The following is a 26537-nucleotide window of genomic DNA, read 5'->3' as shown; positions in this document are numbered from 1 at the left end:
GTGTTAGGCATGCCGCCAGCGTTCGTTCTGAGCCAGGATCAAACTCTCAAGTTTGTGTCACACACCAGACAAGCACGGGGATAACCCCGCAAACCTGCTTGGCATGAGCTTCAAGGAGCCGATACCTGCACTGTCAAACGTAATGGATACGAATGAACATGCATCACCCAAAGCCCGCGTGGTGCGAGCAAAGGATGTGGCAATCGGCTTAGTTAACCGGTATCCGGAGCCTTAAAATCCCCGGACCGGGCGCCGTCGCCCACATGTCCCTTCATCAAAAACCAACGATTTCAAAGAGCCACTCAACATTAAAAGGCGGACAGCTAAGGTTTCCCCGATTTACACCGGGGGACCGGCTATCCGACTATGTTGGCGACCGATGCGGGAGAGCGGCTGAACCGTCAGCGCCGCGTCGGTGGAGCCCATCTAGGGGGCACTCGGGATTCGGTCAACGGCTTTTTGCAATTTTGTTGCGCTTTCCTTTCAACCTTCTGAAAATAGGTCGTAATTTTTCGGACTTTCGGCGGGCGAGGCGTGATGGCTCCCGATGCAATTCAGGCGAGTCAGCGCGAATCCGCCCGGAATCGCCCCCGATTCCCCTTCAGATCCGCTTGAATCGGGCCCGCTGTCGCTCCCATCTAGGCCCAATGCGACAAAACGATTCCCCGCGATCGGCGGTTTCCCCGCCCGAGACGCTCAAGATCCTGCGGCGATTCGTCCCCTATCTCTGGCCGCGCGACCATCCCGCGCTGAAGCGGCGCATCATCATCGCGATGTTTCTGGTGCTGCTGGCCAAGACGACGACGCTTACCCTCCCCTATGTCTACAAGCGCGCGGTCGACGCGATGACCACACCGGCGAACGAGGCGGCCATGGCCGCCATGGCGTTCGTCGTTGCCTATGCGTTGGGCCGGCTTTCGGCCGTGGTGTTCGACAACTTGCGTAACATCACATTCGAACGGGTGGGCCAGGAAGCGACTCGCTCTCTGGCGGAAGATACTTTTCGCCGGCTCCACCAGCTTTCGCTTCGCTTCCATCTGTCACGCCGCACGGGGGAGGTCACCAAGACGATCGAGCGCGGGACCAAGAGCATCGACACCATGCTCTACTTCATGCTGTTCAACATCGCGCCCACGGTGATCGAGCTGACGGCGGTGGCGGTGATCTTCTATTTCAATTTCGGGATCGAGCTGGTGGCGGCGACGGCGGGCACCGTGGTCGCCTATATCGCCATCACGCGCTGGATAACCGAATGGCGCAGCACGCTGCGCGAGCGGATGAACCATCTCGACGGCACCGCGCTGTCGCGCGCGGTCGATTCGCTGCTGAACTACGAGACGGTGAAATACTTCGGCGCCGAGGGCCGCGAGCTCGACCGCTATGGGGAAGCCACGCGCGAATATGCGCAAGCCGCGCTCAAGAGCGAAAACTCGCTCGGGCTCCTCAATATTTCGCAGGCTGTCATCATGAACCTGCTGATGGGCTTCGCCATGGCCTATACCGTCTGGGGCTGGAGCCAGGGGCGCCTGACCACCGGCGATCTGGTGTTTGTGAATACCTATCTTACGCAGCTTTTCCGCCCGTTGGATCTGTTGGGCATGGTGTATCGCACCATCCGCCAGGGGATGATCGACATGGCCGCGATGTTCCGGCTGATGGATACCGAGGCCGAGGTAAAGGATGCGCCCGGTGCGCCTGCGCTTATCGTGAAGCGCCCCGCCGTCACCTTCGACCATGTGGTCTTCGGATACGAGCCGGACCGCACCATCCTGCACGGGCTGACCTTCGAAGTCCCCGCCGGAGCCCATTACGCCATTGTCGGCCCGTCGGGCGCGGGCAAGAGCACGATCGCCCGTCTGCTGTTCCGCTTCTATGATCCGCAGGCCGGGCGCATCATGGTGGACGGCCAGGACATCGCCCGGGTCACGCAGGAATCGCTGCGCGCCAATATCGGCATCGTTCCGCAGGACAGCGTGCTGTTCAACGACACCATCGGCTACAACATCGCCTACGGTCGCGATGGCGCGGGGGACGATGCGGTTGCGCGCGCGGCCCGGGATGCGGCCATCCTGCCGTTCATCGAGAAACTGCCCGATGGCTTCGACACCGAAGTGGGCGAACGCGGCCTCAAACTGTCCGGCGGCGAGAAGCAGCGCGTGGCCATCGCGCGCACCTTGGTAAAGGATCCGCCGATCTTGTTGCTGGACGAGGCGACCAGCGCACTCGATTCGCGCACCGAGCAGGATATCCTCAAAACCCTGCGCCGGGTCAGCGAACATCGCACCACCCTGGCCATCGCGCATCGGCTTTCCACGATCTCCCACGCGGATCGCATTTTGGTGCTGGACAATGGCCGGCTCGCCGAATCGGGCAAGCACGGCGAGCTGCTGCGCCACGACGGGCTTTACGCCGAGATGTGGCAGCGCCAGCAGGCCGAGGAAGAGCCACAGCCGCAAGCCGCGCAATAGCCGGCGGTTGCGCCGGCCGGGCCGAGCGGGCATTGGCGTCTTGGACATTGCCCATAGGGCCAAACCACGGATCACAGTCATGACCACTACCGCCGCGCTCAAGCGCGACTGGTTCGCGCAGCCACGCGCCGATATCCTTGCCGGGATCGTGGTGGCGCTCGCGCTCATTCCCGAAGCCATCGGATTTTCGATCATCGCGGGCGTCGACCCGCGCGTCGGGCTGTATGCCTCGGTCGCCATCGCGATGGTGATCGCCTTCACCGGCGGGCGGCCGGGCATGATCAGCGCCGCGACGGCCGCCGTCGCGGTGGTGGTCGTTCCGCTGGTGCGCGATCACGGCGTCGAATATCTCTTCGCCGCCACGATCCTGATGGGCGTGTTCCAGGCGATTGCCGCAGTGCTGCGGCTCGACCTTCTCATGCAGTTCGTCAGCCGCTCGGTCATCACCGGCTTCGTAAACGCGCTCGCGATCCTGATATTCATGGCGCAGCTGCCCCAGCTGATGCCGGGCAACCCCGGTGTCACCTGGGAAACCTATGCCATGGTCGTTGCAGGCCTTGCGATGATCTACCTCGTCCCGCGCCTCACCACCGCGATCCCCAGCCCGCTGATCGCGATCGTGGTGCTGACGGGCCTGGCGATCTGGCTGGCCGTGCCGGTCAACACTGTCGCAGACATGGGGGAACTGCCCGAAGGTTTGCCCTATTTCGCCCTCCCCGATGTGCCTCTCACTTGGGAAACCTTGCGGATTATCGCACCCTATTCGTTGACGATGGCAGCGGTCGGTCTGCTCGAATCGCTCCTGACCGCGCAGATCGTGGACGACATGACCCACACCGGCAGCAACAAACGGCGCGAATGCGCAGGCCAGGGCGGCGCCAACATCGTCGCCGCGCTGTTCGGCGGCATGGGCGGATGCGCCATGATCGGACAATCCGTCATCAACGTCACCAGCGGAGGGCGCGGCCGGCTGTCCACCTTTACGGCTGGCGTCTTCCTGCTGATCCTGCTGGCCGTGCTGGGCGACATCGTGGGCCGCGTGCCGATGCCCGCGCTGGTCGCGATCATGATCATGGTGTCGATCGGCACGTTTTCGTGGAATTCGATCCCCAATCTGACCAAGCACCCGTGGCAATCGAGCGTAGTCATGCTCACCACCGTCGTGGTCGTGGTTGCGACTCACAATCTCGCGCTCGGCGTCTTGGCAGGCGTGGTGCTTTCGGGCGTGTTCTTCACCCACAAAGTGATGACCCTGTTCGAGGTCGTGCGCGAGCGCGAGGGCGAGACCGCGATCTACCGCGCGAAGGGCCAGATCTTCTATGCCAGCGTCGAACGCTTCGAAGCCGCCCTCGGCCCCGAAAGCACGCAGCCGGACCCGGCCGACCACGTCATCATCGACGTTTCGAAGGCGCATTTCTGGGACATCAGCGCGGTCGGCGCGCTCGACAAGGTGGTCGAGCGCATGCGCCGCAACGGCCGCAGCCTTCAGGTGCGCGGGCTCAACCGGGCGAGTTCCGATCTAGTCGACAAGTTCGCGCTGACCGACAAGACGGGTGTGGAGATCGGCCTAGCGCCGCACCCCTGAGGGGGCGGCACACGCTGCTTTCGCCCGGTCTGCGGCCGGTGCTGCAATCCATATTGCCCACGACCTTCGCCCGGTCTAGCGTCGCGCCCGTCACGCACGACGATCGGGCCGGCAACGCTGGGGAATAAAGCCATGCACACGCGTCTTTTTTGCGCTCTTCTCGCCACCACCGCCCTGCCCGCCATGGCGCAGGATGCCGCCCCGTCGGAGCCGACCGTGCCCATCCCTGCCGCGATCACCGCGGAAGATGTGCCTGCGCTGCCCGTGACGCTGGCCGAGCGGGCCCGGCCCTATCTGGAATCCCGCAGCGCGGGTTTCGCCGGATGGGACCCCAACAAACGCGCCATCCTGATCAGCACGCGTTTCGCCAACGTCCCGCAGCTTCACCGGGTCGAAATGCCGATGGGGGCGCGCACCCAGATCAGTTTCGAAGCGGAGCCCGTCAGCGGCTCCTACGCCCCGGAAAAGGGCGATGTGCTGGTGGTGGGCAAGGACCGGGGCGGTGACGAATACTACCAGCTCTATACACTTGCCGACGGGCGGCTGACCCTTCTCACCGACGGAAAGAGCCGCAACGGCGCCAACGCCTGGAGCGCCGATGGCAGCCTGCTCGGCTACAGCTCCACCCGTCGCAACGGTTCGGACAGCGATCTCTACGTCATGGACCCGCGCGATCCGGCGAGTTCGCGCATGGTGGCCGAGGTGCAGGGCGGCGGCTGGTACATCGCGGGCTTTGCCCCCGACAAGCGCACGGCCTATGTCGTCGAATACAAATCCGTTCAGAACGTCGATCCCTACCGCCTGGACTTGGCAAGCGGCGCCATGACCGCGATCGGCGACACTGACGCCGATATCGCATACGGCGGCTTCCAAGTCGGGCCGGATGGGACAGTGTGGGCCACCAGCGACGAGGGCTCCGACTTCCAGCGACTGGGGCGCCTCGATCCCGCCAGCGGCAAGTTCACGCCGGTCTCCACGGAAAGCTGGGACGTCGACGGGTTCGATCTCAGCGACGACGGCAAGACCATCGCCTACATCGTCAACGAGGCCGGCACCGACAGGATGCGCATTCTCGATGTGGCCAGTGGCAAGGTGCGCAAGGTCGAGAGCCTGCCCGCAGGCCTCATCGGCGGGGTGGAGATCGCACCCTGGGGCGAAATCGGCTTTTCGCTGAGTTCCGCCAAGAGCGCGAGCGACGTCTGGTCGCTGGACCCCCAGACCATGAAGCTCACGCGATGGACGCAGAGCGAGACCGGCGGGCTTGATCCCGCCGTCAACGTCGAACCGCAGATCGTTTCCACCAAGAGCTTCGACGGGCTGGAGGTTTCGGGCCTGCTCTATCTGCCCGACCCCGCCAAATTTCCCGGCAAGCGGCCGCTTCTGGTCAGCGTCCACGGCGGGCCCGAAGGGCAAAGCCAGGCGGGCTTCCGCGGCGCGACCAACTTCTATCTCAACGAGTTGGGGATCGGCGTGTTCTACCCCAACGTCCGCGGCTCGACCGGTTACGGTAGGACATTCGTCAGCCTCGACAACGGCCCGTTCAAGCGCGAGGATTCGGTCAAGGACATGGCCGTGCTGGTGGATCTCGTCCGTGCCAACCCGCATGTCGATCCCGACAAGGTCGGCCTCACGGGGGGAAGCTACGGCGGGTACATGTGCTATGCAGCCGCGGTCCAGCTGAAGGACAAGCTGCGCGCCACGCAGTGCACCGTGGCGATCAGCAATTTCGTCAGCTTCCTGGAAAACACCAACCCCTATCGGCAGGATCTGCGCCGCGTGGAATACGGAGACGAGCGCGATCCGGCGCAGCGGGCCAAGCTGACGGAAATCAGCCCGCTCACCCGCGTGGCAGAAATCGACAAGCCGATGTTCGTCATCACCGGCGCCAACGATCCGCGCGTGCCCAAGTCGGAAGCGGATCAGATGGTGGCCGCGATCCGCGAAAACGGGGCGGAGGTCTGGCATGTCGTCGCCGCCGACGAAGGGCACGGCTTCCGCAAGAAGGAAAACGCGGATTATGCCTTCCTGGCCCAGCTCGCCTTCTGGGAGAAATACCTGCTTGGGCGATAGCCCGGAGGCCGCCGCTAATCCCGGCACCGATTTAACCGCACGATGAACCTTTCGCAGCTCATCTCGGATTACGGTCTGTGGGCAGTGGGTCTTGGCGCCGGCATAGAAGGCGAGACCGTCCTGATCCTGGGCGGAATGGCCGTGCATCGCGGCCTGCTGCCGCTGGTCCCGGCGATCCTGGCCGCTGCGGCAGGTTCGTTCGTGGCGGACCAGATTTTCTTCGCGATCGGGCGCCGATTTCGCGATGCTCCGCGCGTGATGCGGTTGAGGAAGGGTAAAGCCTATGGCCGCGCGATGGCGGCGTTCCACAGGCACCCCACCGGCTTCGTCTTCGCCTTCCGCTTCATCTACGGTTTCGGGACGATAAGCCCGCTGGCGATCGGCACCAGCGATCTGCCGGCGTCACGATTCGTGATCGTCAACGCGCTCGCCGCGCTGGTGTGGAGCAGCATCGTGATCGGCGCGGGCTATGCCGCCGGACAGACGATCGAGGCGGTTTTCGGACGGATCAGGCCCTTCGCCCATGTCGTGGTTCCGGCGATCGTGGTCACGCTGGTACTGGCGCTGGTGGTCCGGCGCATTTTCAGAAGCCGGATGCGCAAGGGAGACGGGTTCCCGGAAACAAAAAGCGAGCCGTAAGGGGCGAGGCCCAATTCAACCCTGGGGCCCAGGTGGCAGGCCGCCGCGACAATCCACGCATTTCGGTTCCAAAAGATGCCACCCCGGCCCAAAACCGGGGTGGCACACAGCATTCGATCTTCGCCAACGTTTACCGCAGCGCGAGAGCCGGCTTTCGGCGAGAGCGCATCGCGCCGCCGACGGCGCCGAAACCGGCGATCAGCATCATCCACGTGCCCGGTTCTGGCACGGCGCCGTTGTATTGCAGTTTCAGCATGAAGGACTGGTTCGGCCCGTCGCCATCGTCGCTGACGAGGTAGAGGTTGCCCCTATCATCCATCGTCAGCCCCTCGAACTTGCCCCCTTCGTTGGCAGGGTCGATGATGGATTTGTACGCGGACAGATCATAGCTGCCGACCAGCGCGCCGGCCTTGGTCACTTCCACCAGCCGGAACGAACGCCCGCTCAGCAAGAGCAGATTGTCGCCGAAAGGGGCTGCCGCGAAGGCCCCGTTGGAAAGCACCGCGATGTCGGACAAGCGGTCCAGCCCGAGCCCAGATGCATCGAACAGGACGGAGGTGGTCGCGGTTTCATTGCCGAAATCGGCGCCGGTCCCCTTGTAAACCACCATGGGCTGGCGTTCCTTAACGCCGAAATAGTCGCCCGTGAGGCGATCGTAGGCGATCCCCTCCAGCCCGCTGTTGCCCGCATCCCCGCCGATACTGATCGTGGGCGCGTCGTCATAGGCGGTGTAGGTGCGGTCGGTGCCGGTGCCACCGATATCGCGGATCAGAGCGATGTCCTGATAACGCTCTTCCGCCACCACGTAGTTGCCGCCGCCGACATAGGTCAGCCCTTCGGGATCGCATTGCGCGGCGCCCAGCGAGAGACAGCCGCCCAGAACCACGGTTGCGGTCTTGTCGCCATTAAGGTCGTATTCGCCGAAGATGGTCCTGCCGTCGGACTCTTCCTCGTCGGTGGTCACCAGCAAGCGGCGCGTGTCCCAGTTGAAGGCGACCGCGCTGGCTTCCTTGGTATCGATCGGCTTGATGAAACCGAAGGCGTAATTGTCCAGAAGGCCGGCGGCCGAGGCCGGGGCGGCAAGAAGCGCCAGCGCGGCGGCGCCTGCGCGAAGAAAGATTTTCATCCCTGTATTCCCCCGAAACGTCGTCGCGACGACGATGGCTCCGCGACCGGATTGGCCACGGCATCGCCGCCCTCGCAGGGGCAGGTTTCGGGGTGATGACCTTATGGTTAACGAATGAAGACTGTGCGGCCCTAGAGGATATATTTGGACAGGTCCGCGTCGCCTGCCAGTTCGTCCAGCCGCTCGCGCACATAGGCCGCATCGACCGTCACCGTCTCACCGGCGTGCTCTTCCGCCTCGAAGCTGATGTCCTCCAGCAGGCGCTCCATCACGGTCTGCAGGCGGCGGGCGCCGATGTTCTCGACGCTCTCGTTCACCTGCGCCGCGATCTTGGCGACTTCGCTGACGGCCTCGTCCCTGATGTCGAGCGTGACCTTTTCGGTGCCGATCAGCGCCTTGTACTGTTCGACCAGGTTGGCGCGCGTTTCGGTCAGGATACGGACGAAATCCTCTTCGGTCAGCGCGCGCAGTTCGACCCGGATCGGTAGGCGGCCCTGCAATTCGGGCAACATGTCGCTGGGCTTGGATACGTGGAAGGCGCCGCTGGCGATAAACAGCACGTGGTCGGTCTTCATCGGTCCGTATTTGGTCGCGACCGTGGTGCCTTCGATCAGCGGCAGCAGATCGCGCTGCACGCCTTCGCGGCTGACCGAGCCGCCGCGCACGTCGCTGACGGCGATCTTGTCGATCTCGTCCAGGAACACGATGCCGTTGGTCTCGGCATTCTCCAGCGCGACACGGGCGACATCGTCCTGGTCCATGCGCTTGTCGGCTTCTTCCTCCACCAGCCGATCCCAGGCTTCGGGCACTTTCAGCTTGCGCCGCTTGGTGTTGGACTTGCCCATAGCCTTGCCCAGCATGTCGGACAGATTGATCATGCCCACGCCGCCGGGCATTCCGGGGATGTCCATCGCGGGGCTGGCCGCTTCGGCGACCTCGATCTCGACCTCGGTATCGTTCATCGAATTATCGGTGATGCGCTGGCGGAAAGCCTCGCGCGTCGCCTCGCTGGCGTTCTCGCCCACCAGGGCATTGAGCAGGCGGTCCATGGCCGCCTTGCTGGCCGCTTCGCGCACCGCCTCGCGGCGGCGGTCCTTTTCCAGCCGGATCGCTTCTTCCACCAGATCGCGGGCGATCTGTTCGACATCGCGGCCGACATAGCCCACTTCGGTGAACTTGGTGGCTTCCACCTTCACGAAGGGCGCTTCGGCCAGCTTGGCCAGCCGGCGGCTGATCTCGGTCTTGCCGCAGCCGGTGGGGCCGATCATCAGGATGTTCTTGGGCGTTACCTCGTCACGCAGATCGGGGCCGAGGCTTTGCCGCCGCCAGCGATTGCGCAGCGCCACCGCGACCGCGCGCTTGGCTTCCTTCTGCCCGATGATGTGTTCGTCGAGCGCGGCCACGATGGCCTTGGGGGTCAGATTGTCCATGAACTCTCAGATCGTCTCTACGGTCACATTGCCGTTGGTGAACACGCAGACATCGGCGGCGACCGCCATGGCCTTGCGCGCGATGGTTTCGGGATCGCTTTCGTAATCGACCAGTGCCTTGGCGGCAGACAGCGCGTAATTGCCGCCGCTGCCGATGGCGGCGATCCCGCCTTCGGGCTCCAGCACATCGCCATTGCCGGTGAGGACGAGAAGGTTGTCCTTGTCGGCCACGATCATCAGCGCTTCCAGATTGCGCAGATATTTGTCGGTGCGCCAGTCCTTGGTCAGTTCGACCGAGGCGCGCAGCAGCTGGCCCGAATACTGCTCCAGCTTCTTCTCCAGCCGCTCGAACAGAGTGAAGGCATCGGCGGTGGCGCCGGCAAATCCGGCCACGACCTTGCCATTCCCATTGTCGTCCTTGCCTCCGATGCGGCGGACCTTCCTGGCATTGGGCTTCATCACCGTGTTGCCCATCGACACCTGCCCGTCACCCGCGATCACGGTCTTGTCGCCGCGCTTCACGCCGATGATGGTGGTGGAATGCCACTGGACGATGCCATGGCTTTCGCCGTGCGAACTGTATCCCGATTGCATCGCGGCGATATGGGAGCCGCGCCCGCCGGTTCAAGCCGGGGGCGCCATCCCCCAAGCCCGCGCTTATTGCGGCGGAGCGCCCGCTCCGGCCGCGCCGACCGCACCTATATTGCCGAACAGGTCTTCCAGGAAGCCGCGCTCGCGCCCCAGCGTGGGCGTGGCGTCACTGTCGGGGCTGAGATAGACGACCCGCTCCCCGCCCGACCGGTCGATCGCGGCGACGGTGCCGGCATCGTCGAAAGTAACCGCCATCACCGATTGTTCGGCGATGCGGGGCCGCGCGAAGGGGCGCTGGCGCGTATCGCTGCTGACGTAATACCAGGTCGGGGTGCCGTACTGGCTCTTGAAGGTCGGCTGGCCCAGCGTGGCCGAGACAGAACGCTGGTTGTCGATGCCCGGCTGGACCGCAGAATAGAGCAGCGGATCGATGACATAGCCGCGCCGCTCCTGGATCGAGGTGCAGCCCGATGCCGCCACGACGCCCGTCAGCAGAGCTGCACACGCCAGCGCCTTGCGACCGATTTCGAATTTCCGCACGTCAACTCCCGAAACTATCAAGCCCGCCGCCGGACGGGGCAGCCCGCCCTTAGGCCGCACGGCTCCACCGCGCAATAACAGCGACACGCCTTGCCACGGGGCGTTGAATTGTCGCTGAACGAGGGCGATAATACGCGGCATGAGCTATCTGACCCGTCTGTTCAGGAAACGCCCCGATCCCCGCGAGCAGGTTGAGGCGCTGTGGGCCGCGCTGATCGCCGAGGCGCGCCGCCCGGCCTGGTATGCGGAGCGCGGAGTCGCCGATACCGTGGCGGGACGGTTCGACATGGTGACCGCGGTCCTGGCGCTGGCGATGCTACGCATGGAAAGGGAGCCGGAACTGGCGGTGCTGACTGGCCCCCTCACCGAGCTGTTCGTGGAGGACATGGACGGGCAGCTGCGCCAGACCGGCGTGGGCGATCTGATGGTGGGCAAACAGATCGGCAAGCTGATGAGCACGCTGGGCGGCCGCACCGGCGCCATGCGCAAGGCGATCGCGCAGGAAGGGGACGCGGCGCTTGCCGAAGCGGCGCGGCGCAACATCACCCTGGCGGACGAGAACCGTGTCGATGCGCTTGCCCAGGGGCTGCGCGCGCTGTCCGCCCGTTTCGATGCGACCGGGGCAGCAGGCTTCATCCAAGGGGCGATCGCATGAGCGATCGGGCAGAATTCGAACGGGTGATCAAGCTGGATCGGATCCCGATAAAGGCGGTGGAAATCACTGCGGACGAGGCCGAGCGCAGCGCGCTGGCCCGCCGCTTCGCCCTGCCCGCCATCCACGAGCTTTCGGCCGAGATTACCCTGACACAACAGAATGATACGGTTTTGGCGCGGGGCACGCTATGGGCGAAGTTCGCCCAGTCGTGCGCTGTGGCTCGCGAACCGTTCGAGACCGGGCTGAAAGAACCGGTCGCCATCCGCTTCGTCCCCGCCGGCGCCCCGCCGCCCGAGGATGAAGAGCTGGAATTCGACAGCGACGGCCCCGACGAGATCGAATACGAAGGCCAGTCGTTCGACCTCGGCGAAGCGCTCGCGCAAAGCTTTGGCCTGGCGCTCGATCCCTACGCCACCGGCCCCGACGCCGAAGCCGTGCGGAAGGAAGCGGGCATTGCCGATGAAGACGCGCCGAGCGGCCCCTTCGCCGCGCTCGCTGGGCTCAAGACGGGGCGGTCCTAGCCGCCCGTCACCCGCGCATTCGCGCTCTCGACTTCGAGCCGGTGGCGGATCAGCGCGCCGGGCATTTCCCGCCGCAGCCAGTCGAGCATATGCTCGCGCACCGCACAGCGCAGGGTCCACAGATCCCCGATGGTCGCTGCACTCACGGACAGCCGCAGTTCCATGCTCTCGGGATAGGCTTCCGTCATCAGCAGTGCGACCGTGCGCTGGTCCCACAGCTCGTGCCCGGCCACGAAACGTTCAAATTCAGCGCGGATCGGGCCCACCTCGGTGGCAGGATCGAGATGGAGGAAAACCGGTCCTGTCAGCTTCTCGCTGATCCGTGACCAGTTTTCGAAGCTTTCGTCCAGAAAGCGTATCGTGGGGACGATGATAAGCCGTTCGTCCCAGGTTCTCACCGTCACGAAACTCATCCGGATTTCCTCGATCCGGCCGACTTCTCCGTCCACCTTGACCATGTCGCCCAGCCGCAGGGGCTGCGTCATCGCCATCTGGATCCCGGCGATGAGAGATTTGAGCGCCGGTTGCGCCGCCGCACCCACCGCCAGTGCGGCAAGGCCGGCCGATGCCATCAGCGTGACGCCGATCTGCTTCACGGCGGGTATGGAGAACAGGATCAACGACACGGTCACGATGATGATCGCGACCTTGGTCGTGCGGCCAAGAATCGATACGCGGGTGCGCCGGGCTCGCAGTGCGACCGGATCCGCACTGGCAGCGGCATCCACCTCGAGCCCCGCGACGATGCCGTCTATCACTGCGTAGGCGACCCAGCCGAGCAAGGCCGGCACCAGAAAACCGGCGGCGAGATCCCATCCACGCCCCACCAGCGCGTCGGCCGAGGCGGAAATGGAAATCGCTATGGCGATCATCGCCCAGCGCGCAGGCCGACGGACGGCGTCGACCACGCAATTGTCCACATTGGTGGTGGATCGGCGCGTGAGCCTGGCCAGCAGCCTGAAGCCCAGCCAGTGCAGCGCCAGCGCAATCAGCACAGGAATGCTCAAGCCCAGTGCCGTGTCGATGACACTCTGCGTGGAAATGTCCCAGTTGCGCGGATCGTATCGTTCGAACATCTCGCCGGCGCCTAGTCCCGGGCGTTCACGAAAACAACTGCGGCCTCCGCCTCAATCGGGAAGCGGAAAGCGTATGGTGATCAGCGCACCCGCCTCCGCAAATTCGCGGTCTATCGTACCCCCAAGCTGACGGGCCGCGCTAGTCATTAATTGACTGCCGAACCCTTGGCGGCGCGGCCGTTCGGTCACCGGCGCGCCCGCTTCGCGCCAGGTCAGGCAAAGATCGCCATTGGCGATTTCCCAATTGACCGCGATCGTACCCCCGCTCCGCGACCAGCCGCCGTACTTGACCGCATTGGTCGTCATTTCGTGCAGGACCAGCCCCAGCGGCGTGATGCACTGGGCCGGAAGATCGACCTCTTCTCCCTCGAGTTCGGCGGAAAGCTCATCCGAACGATAGGGCGCGAGCGACGTTTCCACGAGGCTGCGAAGCGAGGCCATGGGCCGGTCGAGTTCGCCTTGGCTGACTTCGTGCGCCTTCAGGAGCGCCTGAATCCTCTGGGCGATGCTTTCGGTGACGGGCTTCGCCTCCGGAGCGTCTCTGGAGGACAGCTTGACGATGGCGAGAACCACTGCGAACAAATTCTTGACCCGGTGGTTTAGCTCTTTCGCCAGCAAGTCCGCCCTATCGCGCGCCTTCGCTATCTCGGCCGCTTGTGCCGCCTCCGCCTCGGCGCGGGCGCCGCGCGCCACCAATCGAGCACCGGCAATCATGGCGATCAACAGCAACAGCATCAGGCCGACCAGTATCGGCAGCACCCGCGCCTCGGCATCGGCAGTTTCCGAGCTTGCGGCCCTGAGTTCCGCGAGTTCGATCTGCTCCATGCGGCGGATCGCTTCACGCAGCCGGGCCATCGCCTCCTGACCCTCGTCGGTCAAAACCAACCGCTGCGCTTCCAGAAGCTCGCCGCGCTTCACCAGCGCGACACTCTGTTCCATCTCCGCGAACTTCGCACGGGCGAGCACCTCGACCTCATCGACCAGCGCAATTTCCTCCGCGCGGCCCCCGTCCTCGACCAATCGGCGCAGATTATCGAGCGCCTGTGGAAGGGTGTCTCTGCCTGCCTGGTAAGGCACCAGATACCGCCGATCCAAGGTCAGGAGATAGCCGCGCTGACCGGTTTCTCCGTTGAGCGCGGCCCGTCCGACCACCGCCAGCGCGGAGATGGTATCGGCGGTGCGCTGGAAGTGTTCGCGCTCCTCTCGTTCCGCGTTCACGGTACGGATGGCCATCAACAGCGCCGCGAACATGCCCAGGCCGGCGAGCGAGACCAGAATGGTGTTGATCCACAGCGCGCTGCCGCGCTGCCGCATCAGCCCTCTAACGACCCGGTTCAATGCGCGGCGCCCCAGCTCGCTCCCGTCCCGATGTCGATGCCAAGCGGGATATCGAGCGATACGGCGGGAAGTGCGGCATCGGCCATTACCCGTTCGATGACCTTGGCGGCGGCGCCTGCGTCACCTTCGGGAAGTTCGAACACCAGTTCGTCGTGTACTTGCAGAAGCATGCGGACGTGCCCCAGCCCCGCCTCTTTTAGCGCGGGCATCATCCGCGCCATCGCCCGCTTGATGATATCGGCGCTGGTACCCTGGATCGGCGCATTGATCGCGGCGCGTTCGCTACCCGACCGTTCATTCTGGTTCTTCGAATTGATCCGCGGGAACCAGGTCTTGCGGCCGAACAGTGTCTCAGAATACCCCTTGGAGCGCACACTCTCCAAGGTCGAATGGATGTATTGCTGAATGCCGGGGAACCGCTGGAAATAGGTGTCGATCATCGATTGCGCCTCGTCCGGATCGATGCCCAGCCTGCCGGCGAGACCCCAGCGACTGATCCCATAAAGTATGGCGAAGTTCACCGTTTTGGCACGGGCACGCGTATCGCGATCCACGCTACCGAACATCTCTGTCGCTGTTCGGGAATGAATATCCTCTCCGTTGGCGAACGCATCCTTGAGCTGCGGAACATCGGCCATGTGGGCAGCCAGTCTCAGCTCGATCTGCGAATAATCCGCCGCGAGCAGGACATTGCCGGTCTCGGCAACGAAGGCCTCGCGGATCTGACGGCCAATCTCGGTACGGATGGGGATGTTCTGCAAATTGGGATCGGTCGAGCTAAGGCGGCCGGTCTGTGCGCCGACAAGGCTGTAACTGGTGTGAACGCGGCCGGTGGCGGGATTGATGGCCGCCTGCAGCGCGTCGGTATAGGTGCTCTTGAGCTTGGAGAGCTGGCGCCATTCCAGCACCTTCGCCGCCACGTCCGCGCCCTGCGAAGCCAGGTTCTCCAACACTGCCTGATCGGTTGAATACTGCCCGCTCTTGCCCTTGCGCCCGCCCTTGTAGCCCATTTTGTCGAAGAGCACTTCACCCAACTGCTTCGGGCTGCCGATGGTGAATTCAACGCCGCAGCAATCCCAGACCTCGCGCTCGATACGCGCGATTTCGGCGGCGAATTCCTCGGAAAGCTTGGCGAGACCACCGCGGTCCACCTTTATGCCGTGCCGCTCCATCGCGGCCACGACCGGGATCAGGGGGCGGTCGACACGCTCGTACACACGCGTACCGCCCTCTTCGGCGAGACGCGGCTTGAGGTGCGCGTGGAGCCGCCATGTGACGTCGGCGTCTTCGGCCGCATATTCCGTCGCCTTGTCCAGCGGCACCTCGCCAAAGGGAATCGCCTTCTTTCCCGTGCCGCAGATATCCTTGAAGGTGAGGGTGGTGTGGCCGAGGTGGCGCTGCGACAGTTCATCCATGCCGTGACCGCCGCCGATGCCGTCGAGACTGCGCCCGGCATCGAGCGCGAAACTGATGATCATGGTATCGTCGATGGGTGCCACCGCGATATCCGCACAGCGCTTGAGGATATTGAGGTCGTATTTGATATTCTGCCCGATCTTGAGAACCTGCTCGCTCTCCAGCAGTGGGCGCAACGCATCGTATGCTGCGCGTCGTTCGATCTGCTCCGGCCGTTCGGCGAACATGTCGCTGCCGCCGTGGCCCAAGGGGATATAGCAGGCGTCATTCGGTCCCAGGGCGAGGCTGATCCCCGCAAGTTCCGCCTGCATCGCATCGAGACTGCTGGTCTCCGTGTCGATAGCCACCTGGCGGGAAGCGAAGGCTCGCGCGACCCAATGCTTGAGGCGATCCATGGACTGCACGCACTCATAGGCCGAACGGTCCACAGCGGGCATCTCCGGCAGCCGCTGGCGGTTTCCCTGAGCGCTGGCAGCGGCGCCCGCGGTCTGCTGCTTCGCGGGGTTGAGGTCCGTCGCCCGGTTCGGGCTACCGCTACCGGCATCCAGACGCTTGAGCAGGCTCATGAAGCCATGCTTTTCCAAGAAGGCTGCCAGCGGCTCCTTCGCGACACCGTCCAGCTTCATGTTCTCGATCGGGATCGGCAGGTCGCAATCCTCCTTGAGCTGCACGAGTTCGCGGCTGAGCAGCGCCATTTCGCGCCCTTCGATAAGCCGCTCGCGCAGTTTGGATGGCTTCATCGCCTCGGCCGCGTCCAGCGCGCCTGCCAGATTGCCATGGTCCTGGATCAGTTTGGAGGCGGTTTTCGGACCGATCCCGTAGATACCGGGCACATTGTCGACGCTGTCGCCCATCAGCGCCAGGACATCGCCCACCAGTTCAGGCGGCACGCCGAATTTCTCTACCACCTCGGGAATATCGATCCGCGCATTCTTCATGGTGTCGAGCATGTCCACACACCCACCACCATCCGCGCATTTGCCGACCAGTTGCATAAGGTCCTTGTCGGAAGAAACGATGGTGACGTCCCAGCCCTGCCGGGTCGCCTCGCGGGCATAGCTGGCAATCAGGTCGTCCGCCTCGAGATTGTCCTCCTCGATACAGGGCAGGCTGAACGCGCGCGTGGCGTCGCGGATCAGCGGGAACTGGGGCACGAGATCCTCAGGAGGATCCGGCCGGTTCGCCTTGTACTGATCGTACAGCTCATTGCGAAAGCTGGTCGATCCCTTGTCGAGTATGACCGCCAGGTGCGTGGGCCCATCCGCCTTGTCGAGATCGTCGGCGAGCTTCCACAGCATGGTGGTGTAGCCGTAAACCGCCCCGACCGGAATCCCTTCCGGGTTGGTGAGGGGAGGAAGCCGGTGGTAGGCGCGGAAGATATAGGCCGATCCATCGACCAGGTAGAGATGATTGCGCTCGCTCATAACGGGGGCTCTAGCAGCGCACCGGGCCACATGGGAGAGCTAAGCCGCTGCCGTGTTTAAGGCAAAAATGTGGCGCCATGCGCACGGAAAGCTTGCATTGCCACAATTCGGCCATTATTTACGAACCACGAGGGCCGTGAGGCTTTCGCCGACGGGTCGGCCAGATGGGCGATCCGAACGTTGAAAAAGGGAATACCACTATGCGCAAGATCGCTCTTTTCGCCGCTGCTGCCGGCGCCGCTCTCTCGCTCGCCGCTTGCTCGGAATCGACGCAGGACGCCGCTGGCGACACCGTCGATTCGGCTGCTGCCGACACCGAAGCCAACATGGACGCCATGGGCCAGGCGGTTGAAGAATCGGCCAACGATGTCGAAGTTGCTGCTGACAACGCTGCTGCCGAAGCCGACCAGGAAGCTGCCGAGGTCGAAGCTGACGTTCAGGACGAAAGCGTCACCGAAGCTCAGGCCGACTAATCTCGCGCCTTGCAAACAAAGAAGGGCGGCACCCGACGGTGCCGCCCTTTTTGTTTGCTCTCAATTGGGCGTCACAAGCAGTGGCGATATCCTACTTCGATCCGTAACCGGCCCCTGCCCATTCGCGCCGCGGGCCCTGCGACAGATACCCGTCGTACAGCGCACGCGAGATCGCGGCGATCTTCGCTTCGCGCGCCGGCCGGGTTCCCTGCCCTGTTACATAGACCGCGATCGCCAGCGTCCGCCCATCGGGGGTCTCGACCAGGCCGACATCGCTTGAGGTGTTGTTGAGCGACCCGGTCTTGTGCATCACCCGCGCATTGTCGGGCAGCAGATACCGCATTCTCCGCTTTCCGGTGACGGTGCGTCCCATCGCGCCGATGAGGATACGGCGGCTTTCCGGCTTCAGCCATTTGCCCTGATACAGGCCCGCCAGAAGCTCGACCATGGCGTTGGGGGTCGCGCTGTCGCGCTGGTCGATATGGTTTGCAGGATTGAATTCGCCGTCGTCGCGGACCAGCGTGGCGATGTCCCGGTCGATCTGGAACTGCTTGATCCCCGCCCGGCGGACCCAGGCGGTGACCTCCTTCGGGCCGCCGACCACACGCAACAGCGCATCGGTCGCATAATTGTTGGAGCGCGTTATCATCTGCTCGATCAGGTCGATCGCGGGAAGCCTGTTCCCCTCGCGCACCGGCGCCACGGCGCTCGAAAAAGGCCGCGAGCCGACCGGCATCAGCATCGGGAAACTTTGGTTGAGGCTCCATCGGCCCCGCTCGACACCCTCCAGGAACGTCGCAGCGATGGCGATCTTGCTGGTGCTGGCCATCGGAAAGCGCTGGTCGCCCAGCACGCTGACCTTTTCGCCGGTGGTAAGGTCGATCGCAGCGACGCCGATGCGGCCCTGCGACCCTTCGGCAACCTCTGCGATCCGTTGCGCCAGCGCGTTCTTGTAGATGGCCTGATAGGTTCGCGGGACGCGCGCTTCGCTTCCCAGCATGGTATCGAACTGAGCCTCGAGTTCGGGGCCCGCTTTTGCCGAAAGCTGCTGCGCCGGCATGGCCAGAGGTAGGGCCACAGCCAGGGCGGCGGCGGCAATTCGTGTTATCTGCCTTGGTCCCATTTGCGCCAATGTACCCCAAACATGCTGTTCGAAACCTTAACGCATTTCGTTCCCGTGACCAAATGCCGCCGCGACGAGAGGAGTCGTAGCGGCGACAAGGCGCAGTCTGGGGTGTTTCAGCAGGGCGAGGACAGGGGCTCGCCCCCCTGTCAGGCGTTGGCCAATGCCTTTTCGATCGCCGGTATCGGAAGGTTGGTGAGATCCTTGTCCAGTTCCCCCACCACCTGCGCTTCGGTCTTCTTGTGATAATGCTGGCGAATCTGACCGAGCGTGCGCGGATCGGCAGCCACCACTAGGTCCCCCAGTTCGTTCTTGAGCGCCTTGTCATTCAGCCATTCCGCGATGGCCGCACCATGGGCGAGTTCATCGATATTCGAGCTCTGGTTGGGCTGGCCCTGGGGGTCCTGATGCCGAACGCCGGCGCTGAAATTCGTAAGAAGCAGATCGAGCTCTTCAACCATACGCAGCGAAGGCTCCAGGGGCTTGCCGGTATTCTGCATCAGCAGGAATTTCTCGCCATTGGCGATAGCGACATAGGCGTTGTGGGGGATCTTCATGGGCCGTTCTCTCCTGATATGCTCTGAGCCACATAAACGATCGAACCCCATGGATGTGCCTGGCGCGGACAAACGAAAAGGGCCGGAAGATCGCTCTTCCGGCCCCGTTCGTCGTATGGAGAATGGACAGACTTAGAAGTCCATGCCGCCCATTCCGCCCATGCCGCCCATTCCGCCGGGCATGCCGCCGCCAGCGGCGCCCTTGTCCTCGGGCTTCTCGCTGATCGCCGCTTCGGTGGTGATCAGCAGGCCGGCCACGGAGGCAGCGTTCTGGAGCGCGGTGCGCACGACCTTGGTCGGGTCGATGACGCCAGCCGAAACCAGGTTCTCGTAGGTGTCGGTCGCGGCATTGAAGCCCAGGTTCTCGTCGTTGCCGTCGATCAGCTTGCCCGAAACGACCGCGCCGTCGTGGCCAGCGTTCTGGGCGATCTGGCGAACCAGCGCAGTGAGCGACTTGCGAACGATGTCGATGCCGCGGGTCTGGTCTTCATTCTCACCGGAGAGGCCTTCGAGAGCCTTCGCCGAGTAGAGCAGCGCGGTACCGCCCCCGGGGACGATGCCTTCTTCGACAGCAGCGCGGGTAGCGTGGAGAGCGTCGTCGACGCGGTCCTTGCGCTCCTTCACTTCCACTTCCGAAGCGCCGCCGACCTTGATCACGGCAACACCGCCGGCCAGCTTGGCCAGACGTTCCTGCAGCTTTTCGCGGTCGTAGTCGCTGGTGGTCGCATCGATCTGGGTGCGGATTTCACCGACGCGCGCCTTGATGTCGTCGGCCGAACCGGCGCCATCGACGATGGTGGTGTTGTCCTTGTCGATGGTGACGCGCTTGGCCTGGCCGAGCATGTTCAGCGTGACGTTCTCGAGCTTGATGCCGAGATCTTCGCTGATCATCTCGCCCTGCGTCAGGATCGCGATGTCCTGCAGCATGGCCTTGCGGCGATCGCCGAAGCCCGGAGCCTTGACCGCAGCAACCTTCAGGCCGCCGCGCAGCTTGTTGACGACCAGGGTCGCCAGCGCTTCGCCTTCGATGTCTTCCGCGATGATGAGAAGCGGACGGCCGCTCTGCACGGCAGCTTCCAGAACCGGCAGCATGGACTGCAGGTTGGACAGCTTCTTCTCGTGGATCAGGATATAGGGGTTATCCAGTTCCACCGTCATCTTGTCGGGGTTGGTGATGAAGTAGGGGCTGAGATAGCCGCGGTCGAACTGCATGCCTTCAACGACGTCGAGCTCGAATTCGAGACCCTTCGCCTCTTCGACGGTGATCACGCCTTCCTTGCCGACCTTTTCCATGGCTTCGGCGATCTTTTCGCCGACTTCACGGTCGCCGTTGGCGGAGATGATGCCGACCTGCGCGATTTCCTGGCTGCCCGAAACTTCCTTCGAACGGCCCTTGATGTTCTCGGTGACCTTCTCGACCGCGAGATCGATGCCGCGCTTCAGGTCCATCGGGTTCATGCCCGCGGCGACCGACTTCATGCCTTCGGTCACGATGGCCTGAGCCAGCACGGTGGCGGTGGTGGTGCCGTCACCGGCGTTGTCGTTGGTCTTCGAAGCCACTTCGCGCAGCATCTGCGCACCCATGTTCTCGAACTTGTCCTTGAGCTCGATCTCCTTGGCGACGGTGACGCCGTCCTTGGTGATGCGCGGTGCGCCGAAGCTCTTGTCGATCACGACGTTGCGGCCCTTGGGGCCCAGCGTGACCTTGACGGCATTGGCGAGGGTATCGACGCCGGCGAGAATCCGCTCGCGCGCGTCGCGGCCGAACTTAACGTCCTTGGCTGCCATGATATTGATTCCTTTGTCGAAAAATTTGAAAGTTCAGGGTAAGGTCAGGCCAAACCGTCAGGTCAGCCGATGATCCCCATGATGTCGCTTTCCTTCATGATCAGCAGGTCTTCGCCATCCAGCTTGACCTCTGTGCCCGACCACTTGCCAAACAGCACGCGATCGCCGGCCTTGACGTCGCAAGGCGTGACCTTGCCGTCTTCGCCGCGCGCGCCCGCACCAACGGCGACGACTTCGCCTTCGCTGGGCTTTTCCTGAGCGCTGTCGGGGATGATGATGCCGCCGGCGGTCTTCTGGTCGGCTTCGATGCGACGGACCAGTACGCGGTCGTGCAGCGGACGAAATGCCATGATATGACCTCTCTCTTCTCTCAAAAACGAGTGTGTGACAGATTTTTGGCACTCCCGGTCTGAGAGTGCCAGCGGCGCGCATTTGGGATTGGCGCGGCGCGGAGTCAACGGGGGCCGTGGCAAAAAATTTGCGCGCCGGACCGGAAACCGGCTGGGGCTTGGCGAGCCGGACCGCGGTGCCATATGGGCGCGTCCTCGCATATGGCAAACCGAAAGAGAAAGGCCGGCCAAGCATGACGACCAATCAGCCGATTTCCGCGCTGACGATCCCCGAACAGATTTTCCTCTGGCTGCGGCTCAACATGTTCAACATCGCGGGCGCCATCGCCGTGCTGGTCATCGGTCTGTTTCTGGCAGGCGTCATTTCCCGGTGGGTGCGCCGGGCCATGACCGCTTCCCCCCGGTTCGATCCGACCGTGGCGGAGTTCCTGTCCAGCGTTGTGAAATACGCGCTCTGGATCGTGGTCCTGGTGACGGTCCTGTCGCAGTTTGGGGTCCAGACCACCAGCATACTGGCGGCACTCAGCGGCATGGCGCTGGCTATCGGTCTGGCGCTGCAGGGCACGCTGAGCAATGTGGCATCAGGCGTGATGATCCTGATCCAGAAGCCGTTCAAGGTGGGCGAGGCCATCAATGCCGGCTCCATCTCGGGAACGGTGCAGGAAATCGGCCTGTTCACCACCGAGCTCAAGCAGTTCGACGGTTTGTTCGTGATGGTCCCCAATTCGGAACTGTGGAATCAGGCCATCGTCAATCTGCATCGCCACCCGATCCGCCGTTTCGAGCTGATCGTCGGTATCGGCTACGACGACAGCATGGCGCAGGCCAAGAAGGAACTGCTGGCGCTGGCCGAAGGCGACGAACGGGTTCTGACGGACCCGGCGCCGCAAGTCTTCGTCAGCTCGCTAGACGACAGCTCGGTGGGTATCGGTCTGCGCGTCTGGTGCGCGACGGGCGATTATCTGGCGGTGAACTGGGATCTGACCGAGGCCGCCAAGGCGCGCTTCGACGAGGTCGGAATCTCTATCCCCTTCCCGCAGCGCGAGGTCACGCAGAAGGCGGCGTAGCCGGTTCGACGGGCGTTGGCGCGGTCAGGCCGAGGCGGTCAGGCCGAGGCGGTCGCGCCGCGCCCAGCGCGCCCCGAGCAGAACCGCGGCGAAGGACAGGCCGGTGGCGAGCCCGATCCACACACCGGTGCCCCCGAGCGGCGTGCCGAAGCCCAGCCACAGCGCCGTGCCGATACCGGGCACCCAATAGGAGAATATGGCGATCCACATCGGGATGCGCGTATCCTGCAATCCCCGCAGGGCTCCCGCCGCCACCGCCTGCAAGCCGTCGACCAGCTGGAAGGCGGCGGCGATGGCAAGATAACCCAGAGCGAATTCGACCATCACCGCGTTCGCGGGCGCGGCGGGGTCGATATAGATCGACAGCAACAGGCGCGGCGCGACCAGCAGCGAAAGCGCGGTGAATACCATGAAGCCGCCGCCCATCGCGATGGCCGTCCAGCCGGCGCGGCCCACCCCGGCGGAATCGCGGGCGCCGTAGAAATAGCCGACGCGGATGGTCGCGGCCTGCCCGATGCCGAACGGAACCTGGAAGGCCAGCGCCGCGATCTGGAGCGCCACGGTGTGAGCGGCGAGCTGGGCGGTGCCGATATTGCCCATCAGAAAGGCCGCGGCCCCGAAGATGCCTGCCTCTGCCGTGATGGTGAGCGCGATCGGCGTGCCGAGCCGCACGATCTTCCCGAACCGGTGCCAGTCCGGCCGCCAGAAAAAGCCGAAGATATGGTAGCAGTGCAGACGCGGGTCGAGCCGGATCGCCGCGATATAAACCGCCACGGTCACCAGCGATGTGATGATGGTGGCCACCGCCGCGCCGCGCAGCCCCAGCTCCGGCGCGCCGAAGTTGCCGAAGATGAAGGCATAGTTGGCGAGCGCGTTGACGGCGATGCCGCTCGCGGTGATGGCGGTGGCGAACACCGGCCTGCCCAGCGCGGACACGAAGCTGCGCAGCACATTGTTCACCAGCATCGGCGCCAGCGACCAGATGACGAGCAGGTTATACTGGTTGGCGAGCGCGATGATGCCGGGCTGCTGGCCGGTCGCCCGCATCAGCGGATCGAGCAGCAGACACAGCCCCATCCCCACCGCGCCGGTGATGACCGACAGCCACAACGCCATGCGCGTGGCACGCCGTATGGGGCGTAGCGCGGGGGCCCTCGCGCCGATTTCCTCCGCTATCAGGGGCGCGACCGCGCCGGTGAGGCCGCACAGCGCCCACAGGACCAGCCCGAACAGCGCCACCGCCACCGCGGATGCGGCCAGCGGCTCTTCTCCGAGCCGCGCGATGAAGATGACGTCCACCGCATAGGTGAGCATCTGGAGAAGATTGGCAAGCGCGAGCGGCCACGAAAGCCGGAAGGTCTCCGCCAGCTCGCGACGCCAGCCGTCGCCGCCGGTGGGCGGGGGCGCAAAGACAGTGCCGGTGGACATGGGACGGTCGAAAAGCCGGCCCGGATACGAGCGGGGCCGGAAACGGGCAACCGAATTTCAACCGACCCGGCACCGATTAGGAGAAAGGCTGCCCTTGAAGCCACCGCGGCCGACGCATATCGCCCAGGCATGACCGACTATCATTTCTACGAGCCCGCGGACGGCCACCGTCTGCCCCACGATCCGCTGAACGCCATCGTCGCCCCACGCCCCATCGGGTGGGTGTCCACGATCAGCAGTGCGGGGGTACGCAATCTGGCACCCTACAGCTTCTTCAATCTCATCAACTATCGGCCGCCGCTGATCGCGTTCAGCTCGATCGGCTTCAAGGATTCTGTCGCCAATGTGAAGGAGACGGGCGAATTCGTCTGGAACCTAGCCACGATGGCGCAGGCCGATGCGCTGAACGCCAGTTCGGCGGGGGTCGAGCCAGGAGTCGACGAGTTCGAGCTCGCGGGGCTGGACGGCTTGCCGTCCCAGCTGGTCAAGCCCTCGCGGGTGGCGGGGAGCCCGGTCCATTTCGAGTGCAAGCTGACGCAGCTCATCCAGCTGGAAACGACCGGCGGCGCCAAGATCGACAGCTGGCTGGTCATCGGCGAGGCGGTGGGCATCCATATCGATCCCGCCATGCTGGAAAACGGTGTGTACCAAACCGCCCGGCCCCGCCCGATCACCCGCGGGGGCGGCCCGGCGGATTATTTCGAGATCCGCGAAGACGCCCTGTTCAAGATGGGGCGCCCGGACTGAAGCTGCCGCCGGCTCAACAGGAAATGTGACCCGAACGAAAAAGGGCGGCGCCTCGCGGCACCGCCCTTTCTGTTTGTCGCAAGGTAAGCGAGGCTTACTTGAGCTCGACGGTGCCGCCAGCGGCTTCGATCTTGCTCTTGATTTCCTCGGCCTCGGCTTTGTTGACGCCTTCCTTGACGGCCTTCGGAGCGCCTTCGACGAGCGCCTTGGCTTCGGTCAGGCCCAGGCCGGTGATGGCGCGGACTTCCTTGATCACCTGGATCTTCTTGCCACCGTCGCCGGTCAGGACGACGTCGAATTCGGTCTGCTCTTCAGCAGCGGCACCAGCATCGCCACCAGCGGCGGGGCCGGCAACTGCAACGGCAGCAGCGGCGCTAACGCCCCACTCTTCTTCCAGCGCCTTGGCAAGCTCAGCGGCTTCCAGGACGGTCAGCTTCGACAATTCTTCAACAAGCTTGGCGATATCGGCCATGATGTTTCACTCCAAAATAATGGCGGGGCTTGGTGTCTGCCCCATGGATTTCATTGAAAAGCGTATGACTTACGCCGCATCCTTGGCGGCATAGGCTCCGAAGACGCGCGCCAGCTTGGCGGCGGGGGCGTTGACGACCTGTGCGATCTTGGTCGCAGGGGCGTTGACGAGACCCACCAGCTTTGCCCGCAGCTCGTCGAGCGAGGGCATCGAGGCGAGTGCCTTGACCCCGGCTTCGTCGAGCAGCTGCCCGCCCATCGAACCACCGACGATCTCGATACGATCGGTGGTCTTGGCGAATTCCACCGCTGCCTTCGCCGCCGCGACCGGATCGGTCGAATAGGCTAGGGCCGTCGGGCCGCTGAGGTAATCAGCGATACCGGCGTAATCGGTGTCCTTCGTGGCGAGCACGGCGAGACGGTTCTTCGCAACCTTGTAGGACGCACCGGCTTCGCGCATCTTCGAGCGCAGTTCGGTAGACTGGGCCACCGACATGCCGAGGTTGCGGGTGACAACCACCACGCCAGCCTCTTTGAAGACCGCATTGAGCTGGGCGACCGAATCGGCTTTTTGCGAACGATCCATGCCTTACTCCTTCTTCATGGCCGTACGGGAAGGCTCCCGGACGGCCGGCTACGTTTGCCACGACGCCGGATGGCGCCGCGAGCGAGTCCGCATGACAAGGGAAGGAGGTGCACCATATTCCGGTACCGGACGTGCACGAGGGCTCTACCTCAAACACGTGAAATCTCTTTTCCCCGTCTAGGCCGGAAATTAAGCCGGGGCAGATCCCCGGCACCAGCTGTCTCGGACGGATGAACGGCTGACGCAAAGAGGCCCGCCGTTCGATGGGCGGGCCTCTAGCGTTTCGTTACCGAAAGTCAAGCCGCCCCGTGGGCTACACGGGGCCGGCCTGCGGCTTACATGCCTTCTTCGGTCGTCATTGCTTCGGTTTCGGTGGCCATCGGGGTTTCACCAGCCATCGGGGTTTCGGTCGCCATCGGGTCAGCCGGAGCAGCCGTGTCGGCAGCCATCGGCTCGGCGGGCATCGGCTCGACCATTGCGGTTTCGGTGGCGGTCGGCTCGACGGCGGTTTCCGACTGGTCGCAAGCGACAACGCCGAATGCGAGCGGGAGAGCGATGAGAGCAAGCTTCTTCATGGGATGATTCCTTGTTGCCATAAGCGGCCGACATAAAATGGCCACATTTCGCCAAAGTTCCAAGCGAAAAATGCGATGCGTCATTTTTTTGCCATTTTGCGCATTGCGCCGCCGCTTATGTGCCCATGATCGAGGTCAGTGCAAGTGCGGCAATTGTGCCAGGACCGGTTGACCCTTCCACCCTCGCCCCCTATATGCAGGCCCGACCGACCGCTTCGAGCGAGTCCGATCCATGCGCGGGGACGGACACAGGATGGAGGCGGCGTTTCCATATCGCGACGTTCGACATGCTGTAGCCAGCCACCGATAACGGTGCGTCCTGCTACGGCCTTTTCGCGTCCCGGCATGGTTCTCACGCGCATGAGACATCGAATTATGGGCCCAGGGCATCTTGCCCGACCCCGCAAGCAAAAGGCGAACACTCCTTATGGCGACCAAGGCGAAGTCCGAAACCCAGGTTTCCGGCACCGCGAAGCGGCGTATCCGCAAGATC

At 63.9% G+C, this 26537-nt stretch carries 24 protein-coding genes; 9 read left to right on the top strand and 15 right to left on the bottom strand.

Features of this window, described 5'->3' with window-relative positions; all coding sequences use genetic code 11:
* Nucleotides 1–647 precede the first annotated feature (647 nt).
* The 4 genes from ACFDTG_RS11670 to ACFDTG_RS11655 all read left to right on the top strand — a co-directional run bounded on the left by ACFDTG_RS11670 (nt 648) and on the right by ACFDTG_RS11655 (nt 6762).
* Nucleotides 648–2468, top strand: a complete 1821-nt coding sequence (locus tag ACFDTG_RS11670) for an ABCB family ABC transporter ATP-binding protein/permease (protein WP_375291222.1) — start codon at nt 648–650, stop codon at nt 2466–2468.
* A gap of 79 nt (nt 2469–2547) precedes the next feature.
* Nucleotides 2548–4053, top strand: a complete 1506-nt coding sequence (locus ACFDTG_RS11665) for a SulP family inorganic anion transporter (protein WP_375291221.1) — start codon at nt 2548–2550, stop codon at nt 4051–4053.
* Between the two features lie 132 nt (nt 4054–4185).
* Nucleotides 4186–6123, top strand: coding sequence for a S9 family peptidase (locus ACFDTG_RS11660; RefSeq protein ID WP_375291220.1), 1938 nt, complete (start codon nt 4186–4188; stop codon nt 6121–6123).
* Between the two features lie 42 nt (nt 6124–6165).
* Nucleotides 6166–6762: a DedA family protein gene (locus ACFDTG_RS11655; RefSeq protein WP_375291219.1), complete on the top strand. Its 597-nt coding sequence runs from the start codon at nt 6166–6168 to the stop codon at nt 6760–6762.
* 130 nt (nt 6763–6892) lie between these two features.
* Here the strand turns inward: ACFDTG_RS11655 and ACFDTG_RS11650 are convergent, their stop codons facing one another.
* The 4 genes from ACFDTG_RS11650 to ACFDTG_RS11635 form a co-directional block, all read right to left on the bottom strand.
* Nucleotides 6893–7888, bottom strand: coding sequence for an SdiA-regulated domain-containing protein (locus tag ACFDTG_RS11650; RefSeq protein WP_375291218.1), 996 nt, complete (start codon nt 7886–7888; stop codon nt 6893–6895).
* 131 nt (nt 7889–8019) lie between these two features.
* A complete protein-coding gene (gene hslU / locus ACFDTG_RS11645; protein WP_375291217.1) occupies nt 8020–9318 on the bottom strand; it encodes an ATP-dependent protease ATPase subunit HslU in 1299 nt (432 codons plus the stop codon).
* A gap of 6 nt (nt 9319–9324) precedes the next feature.
* The gene (gene hslV, locus ACFDTG_RS11640; protein ID WP_375291216.1) at nt 9325–9912 is read right to left on the bottom strand and encodes an ATP-dependent protease subunit HslV; all 588 of its coding nucleotides are present in this window, start codon (nt 9910–9912) and stop codon (nt 9325–9327) included.
* A 63-nt stretch (nt 9913–9975) separates the two neighbouring features.
* Nucleotides 9976–10449: an outer membrane protein assembly factor BamE gene (locus ACFDTG_RS11635; protein ID WP_375291215.1), complete on the bottom strand. Its 474-nt coding sequence runs from the start codon at nt 10447–10449 to the stop codon at nt 9976–9978.
* 139 nt (nt 10450–10588) lie between these two features.
* Here ACFDTG_RS11635 and ACFDTG_RS11630 point away from each other — a divergent pair, with 139 nt between their 5' ends.
* Together ACFDTG_RS11630 and ACFDTG_RS11625 are read left to right on the top strand one after the other, a co-directional pair.
* Nucleotides 10589–11104, top strand: a complete 516-nt coding sequence (locus tag ACFDTG_RS11630) for a ubiquinol-cytochrome C chaperone family protein (protein WP_375291214.1) — start codon at nt 10589–10591, stop codon at nt 11102–11104.
* A complete protein-coding gene (locus ACFDTG_RS11625) occupies nt 11101–11625 on the top strand; it encodes a DUF177 domain-containing protein (RefSeq protein WP_375291213.1) in 525 nt (174 codons plus the stop codon). Before ACFDTG_RS11630 ends, ACFDTG_RS11625 begins: the two co-directional genes overlap by 4 nt.
* Here the strand turns inward: ACFDTG_RS11625 and ACFDTG_RS11620 are convergent.
* From ACFDTG_RS11620 to polA, 3 genes are read right to left on the bottom strand one after another with little or no spacing between them, the layout of a single operon-like run.
* Nucleotides 11622–12701, bottom strand: coding sequence for a mechanosensitive ion channel family protein (locus ACFDTG_RS11620; RefSeq protein ID WP_375291212.1), 1080 nt, complete (start codon nt 12699–12701; stop codon nt 11622–11624). The two genes, ACFDTG_RS11625 and ACFDTG_RS11620, sit on opposite strands and share 4 nt — an antisense overlap.
* A gap of 51 nt (nt 12702–12752) precedes the next feature.
* Complete coding sequence (locus ACFDTG_RS11615; protein ID WP_375291211.1) at nt 12753–14015, bottom strand: sensor histidine kinase; 1263 nt, start codon at nt 14013–14015, stop codon at nt 12753–12755.
* Between the two features lie 20 nt (nt 14016–14035).
* Nucleotides 14036–16879: a DNA polymerase I gene (gene polA / locus ACFDTG_RS11610; protein WP_375291210.1), complete on the bottom strand. Its 2844-nt coding sequence runs from the start codon at nt 16877–16879 to the stop codon at nt 14036–14038.
* Nucleotides 16880–17043: 164 nt separating this feature from the next.
* On the opposite strand from polA, the gene ACFDTG_RS11605 reads away from it, so the two are divergent.
* Nucleotides 17044–17352 (top strand): hypothetical protein, encoded by a 309-nt coding sequence (locus ACFDTG_RS11605; protein WP_375291208.1) that lies wholly within the window; start codon nt 17044–17046, stop codon nt 17350–17352.
* A 91-nt stretch (nt 17353–17443) separates the two neighbouring features.
* Here the strand turns inward: ACFDTG_RS11605 and ACFDTG_RS11600 are convergent, their stop codons facing one another.
* The 4 genes from ACFDTG_RS11600 to ACFDTG_RS11585 all read right to left on the bottom strand — a co-directional run bounded on the left by ACFDTG_RS11600 (nt 17444) and on the right by ACFDTG_RS11585 (nt 21170).
* The gene (locus tag ACFDTG_RS11600) at nt 17444–18430 is read right to left on the bottom strand and encodes a serine hydrolase (RefSeq protein ID WP_375291207.1); all 987 of its coding nucleotides are present in this window, start codon (nt 18428–18430) and stop codon (nt 17444–17446) included.
* Nucleotides 18431–18624: 194 nt separating this feature from the next.
* Nucleotides 18625–19032: a host attachment protein gene (locus ACFDTG_RS11595; RefSeq protein WP_375291206.1), complete on the bottom strand. Its 408-nt coding sequence runs from the start codon at nt 19030–19032 to the stop codon at nt 18625–18627.
* 132 nt (nt 19033–19164) lie between these two features.
* The gene (groL, locus tag ACFDTG_RS11590; protein WP_375291205.1) at nt 19165–20820 is read right to left on the bottom strand and encodes a chaperonin GroEL; all 1656 of its coding nucleotides are present in this window, start codon (nt 20818–20820) and stop codon (nt 19165–19167) included.
* Nucleotides 20821–20882: 62 nt separating this feature from the next.
* Nucleotides 20883–21170 (bottom strand): co-chaperone GroES, encoded by a 288-nt coding sequence (locus ACFDTG_RS11585; RefSeq protein ID WP_375291204.1) that lies wholly within the window; start codon nt 21168–21170, stop codon nt 20883–20885.
* Between the two features lie 233 nt (nt 21171–21403).
* Here ACFDTG_RS11585 and ACFDTG_RS11580 point away from each other — a divergent pair, with 233 nt between their 5' ends.
* Nucleotides 21404–22237 carry a mechanosensitive ion channel family protein gene (locus ACFDTG_RS11580; protein WP_375291203.1) on the top strand — a complete coding sequence of 278 codons (834 nt, stop codon included), beginning with the start codon at nt 21404–21406 and terminating at the stop codon, nt 22235–22237.
* A 24-nt stretch (nt 22238–22261) separates the two neighbouring features.
* Here the strand turns inward: ACFDTG_RS11580 and ACFDTG_RS11575 are convergent, their stop codons facing one another.
* On the bottom strand, nt 22262–23665 hold the full coding sequence (locus tag ACFDTG_RS11575; RefSeq protein WP_375291202.1) for an MATE family efflux transporter: 1404 nt from the start codon (nt 23663–23665) through the stop codon (nt 22262–22264).
* Between the two features lie 129 nt (nt 23666–23794).
* Here ACFDTG_RS11575 and ACFDTG_RS11570 point away from each other — a divergent pair, with 129 nt between their 5' ends.
* Entirely contained in the window at nt 23795–24412 is a 618-nt protein-coding gene (locus ACFDTG_RS11570; RefSeq protein ID WP_375291201.1) for a flavin reductase family protein, read from the top strand.
* A gap of 94 nt (nt 24413–24506) precedes the next feature.
* Here ACFDTG_RS11570 and rplL read toward each other — a convergent pair whose 3' ends face one another.
* The 3 genes from rplL to ACFDTG_RS11555 all read right to left on the bottom strand — a co-directional run bounded on the left by rplL (nt 24507) and on the right by ACFDTG_RS11555 (nt 26044).
* Nucleotides 24507–24884, bottom strand: coding sequence for a 50S ribosomal protein L7/L12 (gene rplL, locus ACFDTG_RS11565; RefSeq protein WP_375291200.1), 378 nt, complete (start codon nt 24882–24884; stop codon nt 24507–24509).
* Nucleotides 24885–24953: 69 nt separating this feature from the next.
* Nucleotides 24954–25469 carry a 50S ribosomal protein L10 gene (gene rplJ / locus ACFDTG_RS11560; protein WP_375291199.1) on the bottom strand — a complete coding sequence of 172 codons (516 nt, stop codon included), beginning with the start codon at nt 25467–25469 and terminating at the stop codon, nt 24954–24956.
* 335 nt (nt 25470–25804) lie between these two features.
* Nucleotides 25805–26044 carry a hypothetical protein gene (locus ACFDTG_RS11555; protein WP_375291198.1) on the bottom strand — a complete coding sequence of 80 codons (240 nt, stop codon included), beginning with the start codon at nt 26042–26044 and terminating at the stop codon, nt 25805–25807.
* Nucleotides 26045–26537: the final 493 nt, after the last annotated feature.

This window comes from Qipengyuania sp. (assembly GCF_042095715.1).
GTDB lineage: Bacteria > Pseudomonadota > Alphaproteobacteria > Sphingomonadales > Sphingomonadaceae > Qipengyuania.
The sequence above is the reverse complement of the archived record's forward strand: the minus strand, read 5'-3'. Positions and strand labels throughout refer to the sequence as shown.